The organism is Vibrio sp. OPT46 (genome assembly GCF_015163535.1).
Taxonomy (GTDB): domain Bacteria; phylum Pseudomonadota; class Gammaproteobacteria; order Enterobacterales; family Vibrionaceae; genus Vibrio; species Vibrio alginolyticus.
In genome coordinates this window covers 70,653-75,851 of the sequence record NZ_JADDYG010000397.1, presented here as the reverse complement: position 1 = coordinate 75,851, position 5,199 = coordinate 70,653, and the positions used below count along the sequence as shown (strand labels likewise).

3 protein-coding genes are annotated in these 5,199 nt (G+C 46.7%); all 3 read right to left on the bottom strand.

Features of this window, described 5'->3' with window-relative positions; translation table 11 throughout:
* Positions 1-189: 189 nt before the first annotated feature.
* A complete protein-coding gene (accA, locus tag IQR33_RS18470) occupies positions 190-1,149 on the bottom strand; it encodes an acetyl-CoA carboxylase carboxyl transferase subunit alpha (protein WP_005380365.1) in 960 nt (319 codons plus the stop codon).
* A gap of 46 nt (positions 1,150-1,195) precedes the next feature.
* Complete coding sequence (dnaE, locus tag IQR33_RS18465; protein ID WP_005385364.1) at positions 1,196-4,675, bottom strand: DNA polymerase III subunit alpha; 3,480 nt, start codon at positions 4,673-4,675, stop codon at positions 1,196-1,198.
* An 81-nt stretch (positions 4,676-4,756) separates the two neighbouring features.
* Positions 4,757-5,199: ribonuclease HII (locus IQR33_RS33470; RefSeq protein WP_228013978.1), on the bottom strand; the 443-nt coding region annotated here is incomplete at its 5' end.

The following is a 5,199-nucleotide window of genomic DNA, read 5'->3' as shown; positions in this document are numbered from 1 at the left end:
CCGCTAAACGCCAAGACAACCTTAGTGCCTAATTGATAGTAGCGGCCGAGAACTTGAGCAAAATGCAGGTAAAGCGATTCCATAAACGATCCGATAGATGCAAAAAAGGGCTGGACTCTCATCCAACCCTTTCTATTTTAACTGTTATCAATTGAGATATCAGCTAACGCTTAACAGCAATCACCGAAATTAACAGTAGCCGTAGCTCATTAGGCGCTGGTAACGACGTTCACGTAGCGTCTCTTCATCCAGTTGTTCTAGATCTTCTAGCTGACGAAGTAGTGTCGCTTTCATATTCGCTGCCATTTGAACATGATCGCGATGAGCGCCGCCTAGTGGCTCTTCAATGATTTCGTCGATCAGTTCAAGCTCTTTAAGACGCGGAGCAGTTAGGCCCATTGCCTCTGCCGCTTGTGGCGCTTTGTCTGAATCACGCCATAAGATTGAAGCACAACCCTCAGGAGAAATTACTGAGTACGTAGAGTACTGAAGCATGTTCACGTAGTCGCCTACACCGATTGCTAGTGCACCACCAGAACCGCCTTCACCGACAACGTTACAGATTACTGGTACTTTAAGACCAGACATCACTTTTAGGTTTTTCGCGATAGCTTCAGATTGACCACGTTCTTCTGCGCCCACACCTGGGTATGCACCAGCCGTGTCAATAAATGTGATGATCGGCATGTTGAAACGCTCTGCCATTTCCATCAAGCGTAGAGCCTTACGGTAGCCTTCTGGTTTCGGCATACCAAAGTTACGTTTCACCTTTTCTTTGGTCTCACGACCTTTTTGGTGACCAATGATCATCACAGGGCGGCCTTCAAGGCGAGCCATGCCACCCACAATCGCTTTGTCGTCTGCAAACGCGCGGTCACCCGCTAATTCATCAAACTCCTCAAAAGCGTGTTGGATGTAATCCAGCGTGTAAGGACGTAGTGGGTGACGAGCCAGTTGAGCTGTTTCCCATGCACCTAGGTCACTGAAGGTTTTTTTCTTCAGCTCTAAGCTTTTCTTCTCAAGCTGTTCGATTTCTTTATCCAGGTCAATCGCAGAATCACCACCGTGACGAGAGACATCACGTAATGCTTCAATTTTCGCTTCTAGTTCTGCAATTGGCTTTTCAAATTCAAGAAAGTTTAGGCTCATCTATGAATCCTTGTTTACTCAGCGTCTAACATATTGCGCTGAATTTTTAGTTAAATTCGAGTTCTACCTGGCTTTTGCCAAGCAACTGTTTTAAATCGTCGAGTAATGTATCACTTGGCGTAACTCGCCACTCGGTGCCCAATGTTAACCGCGCTCTGGCGTCGGCACGCTGGTAGTATACATTGACGGGTACGGTTCCGGCTTTGTGCGGTTCTAAAATACGGCTGAACTGCTCAAAAAACTGATCGTTGATCTGATTTGCATCTATCGATACCGACAAACCACGAGCGTATTTCTCGCGCGCACTGCCGAGATCCATAACTTCACGCGCCGACATTTTAAGGCCACCGTTGAAGTCATCAAAGCTGACCTGTCCAGAAACGACCAAAATTCTGTCTTTTTCGAGAAGTTCAGCGTATCGATCCAGCGCATCTGAGAACAACATCACTTCCATGCGACCACTTCGGTCATCCAGTGTCATAATACCAATTCGTGTACCACGCTTGGTCGTCATTACACGAGCGGCAATAACCAGGCCGGCTACCGTGACAGATTGGTCGCGGCGAGTGGGCGTTGCGTCTTTTAGTCGACAACTGGTGTATTTGTTTAGTTCCTTTACGTAGGCGTTAATTGGGTGCCCTGTCAAATATAGGCCTAGGGTATCACGCTCGCCCTCTAACCACACTTTTTCTGGCCAAGGCGGAACCTGCGTATACTTATGCTCTACTTCTTCAGGCGCATCCGTTAGCACACCAAACATATCCGTTTGACCAAACGCTTCAGCTTGGTGATGTTGACTTGCTGCTTTTACCGCATCATTGAGTGACGCCATCATCGCCGCGCGGTGTGGGCCTAGTCGATCCAACGCACCCGCGTAAATCAGCTTCTCTATCACTCGTTTATTGACGCGTTTTAGATCAACTCGAGCACAGAAATCAAACAGGTCTTTAAAGTGACCACCTTTATTTCTCGCCTCAAGAATCGCATCGATAGGACCTTCACCTACCCCTTTTATCGCACCAATACCGTAAACAATTGCGCCATTTTCATCAACATTAAAGCGATATAGGCCAGAGTTGATGTCTGGTGGCAGCACGGTGAGCTTCATACGGAAACACTCATCGACCAAGCCAACGACTTTTTCCGTGTTATCCATATCGGCTGTCATTACCGCAGCCATAAATTCGGCAGGATAATGTGTTTTCAGCCAAAGAGTTTGATAAGAAACCAATGCATAAGCAGCAGAGTGCGATTTGTTAAAACCATAACCGGCGAACTTCTCTACCAAGTCGAAGATTTTCATCGCCAACTCGCCATCGATACCGTTCTTTATCGCACCTTCTTCAAAGATAGCACGTTGTTTTGCCATCTCTTCTGGCTTTTTCTTACCCATTGCACGACGAAGCATGTCCGCACCACCTAGCGTGTAACCTGCTAAGATCTGCGCAATCTGCATTACCTGCTCTTGATACAGGATGATGCCGTAGGTTGGATCAAGCGTCTCTTTTAGCGACTCGTGTTGCCACTTTTCATCTGGATAAGAGATCGCTTCTCGACCATGTTTACGGTCGATAAAGTTATCTACCATGCCCGATTGCAAAGGACCCGGACGGAAGAGTGCTACCAATGCGATGATGTCTTCGAAACAGTCTGGCTGAAGTCGTTTGATCAGCTCTTTCATGCCTCGAGATTCAAGCTGGAATACTGCTGTCGTTTCAGAGTTTTGCAACAAACGGAAAGAGGCAGGGTCTTCTAACGGTATGGATTCAATTTGAACCGGTTCTTTACCTTCTCGCTCTAGACGTGGGTTAATCAGCCCTAACGCCCAGTCAATAATGGTTAAGGTACGTAAACCCAAGAAGTCAAACTTAACTAGGCCAGCGGTCTCAACATCGTTTTTATCAAATTGAGTAACCGGGAAGTGACCTTCAGCGTCTGCATAAATTGGCGCAAAATCGGTAATTGTTGTAGGTGAAATTACAACACCACCAGCGTGTTTACCGGCGTTTCGCGTACAGCCTTCCAAAATATGACACATGTCGATGAGTTCTTTAACTTCCTCATCGGCCTCATACAATTCAGGTAGTGCAGGTTCAGCTTTAAACGCTTTATCTAGCGTCATGCCTGGATCGGGCGGGATCAGCTTTGAAATACGATCAACAAAACCAAATGGGTGGCCCAATACGCGGCCAACGTCACGGATTACCGCTTTTGCCGCCATGGTACCAAACGTGATGATCTGAGATACCGCGTCGCGACCGTACATTTCCGCAACGTGGTCAATAACCTGGTCACGTTTATCCATACAGAAATCGACGTCGAAATCGGGCATCGAAACACGTTCTGGGTTCAAGAAACGTTCGAACAGCAAGTCATATTCTAGTGGATCCAGATCGGTGATTTTTAGTGCGTAAGCCACCAAAGAACCAGCACCGGAACCACGTCCAGGACCGACAGGAATTCCATTATCTTTTGACCACTGGATGAACTCCATTACGATCAAGAAGTAACCAGGAAATCCCATTTGGTTGATAACATCTAGCTCTATCTGAAGACGTTCATCATATTCAGGGCGGCGACGTTTTCTCTCTTCCTCATCTGGAAATAGGAACTCTAAACGCTCTTCCAACCCCTCTCGGGATTTCATGACTAGGAACTCAGTCTCTTTCATCCCTTCGGTTGGGAAAGCTGGTAGGAAGTACTCACCTAAGCGCACAGTCACGTTACAACGCTTCGCTATCTCGACACTGTTTTCTAACGCTTCAGGAATATCAGCAAACAGCTCACACATTTCTTCTTCTGTACGAAGATATTGCTGCGGACTGTAGTTTTTTGGCCTACGCGGATCTTCTAATGTGTAACCATCGTGAATCGCTACGCGTATTTCATGAGCATCAAATAGGTCTGGACTCAGGAATACAACTTCATTGGTCGCCACTACTGGCAAGTCCTGCTGCTCTGCCAATTCAACCGCAAAGTGAAGATAAGTTTCTTCATCTGGACGACCGGTACGAAGTAGCTCAAGATAAAAGCGATCTGGAAAATGCTGTTTATAGAAATCAACACACCCTTGCACTATTTGACGGTTGCCTTTCAAAAGGCCGCGACCAATTTCCCCGCTTTTACCGCCGGATAATACAATCAGGCCTTCAGACATTTCAGCCAACCAGGCTTTGTCAATCACTGGGTGGTGTTGAACATGTCCACGTAAGTACGCTTTTGATATCAATAACGTCAGGTTCTTATAACCTACATTATCCGCCGCAAGCAAAGTCACTTGTGTCAGCTCTTCACCAAACTCGTCCGACTGCATTTTAAAGTCAGCACCAATGATCGGTTTAACACCACTGCCATGTGCTGTACCGTAAAACTTCACCAAACCACATAGGTTGGTAAAGTCGGTCAACGCCATTGCGGGCATACCGAGCTCAGCAACTTTCTTTACGATTGGCGGAACTTTGTTGAGACCATCCACCATCGAGAAGTCACTATGAACACGCAGGTGGATGAATTTGGGATCTGACATTAACAGGTACCGTGTAACTCTATTTTGTTGGGGATTCTAACCTAAAGAGGTTGGGTTTATAACACCAATTAGATCGTTTGATTATTCTATGCCTAACGCTTTTTTTACTGGCTTGAAACTCTTGCGGTGTTCACTGATCACTCCGTGTTGCTCAATCGCTTCAAAGTGCGCTTTAGTTGGGTAACCTTTGTGCTTCGCGAAGCCAAACTGTGGATGAAGTTTATCCAACTCTTCCATCTCTTGGTCACGCACGACTTTGGCAATAATTGAAGCCGCACTGATTTCGGCAACACGTAGATCGCCTTTTACTACAGCTTGAGCATCCATAGGCAGCTCCGGACAACGGTTACCATCAATCAACACCAAATCAGGTTGAACCTGTAACCCCGCCACTGCACGCTGCATCGCAACCATAGTCGCCTGCAAAATATTCAGTTGATCGATTTCTTCAGGAGAACAACGCCCGACCGCCCACGCCAATGCTTTTTCTTTGATTTCAGGAAGCAGCGCCATGCGTTTCTTTT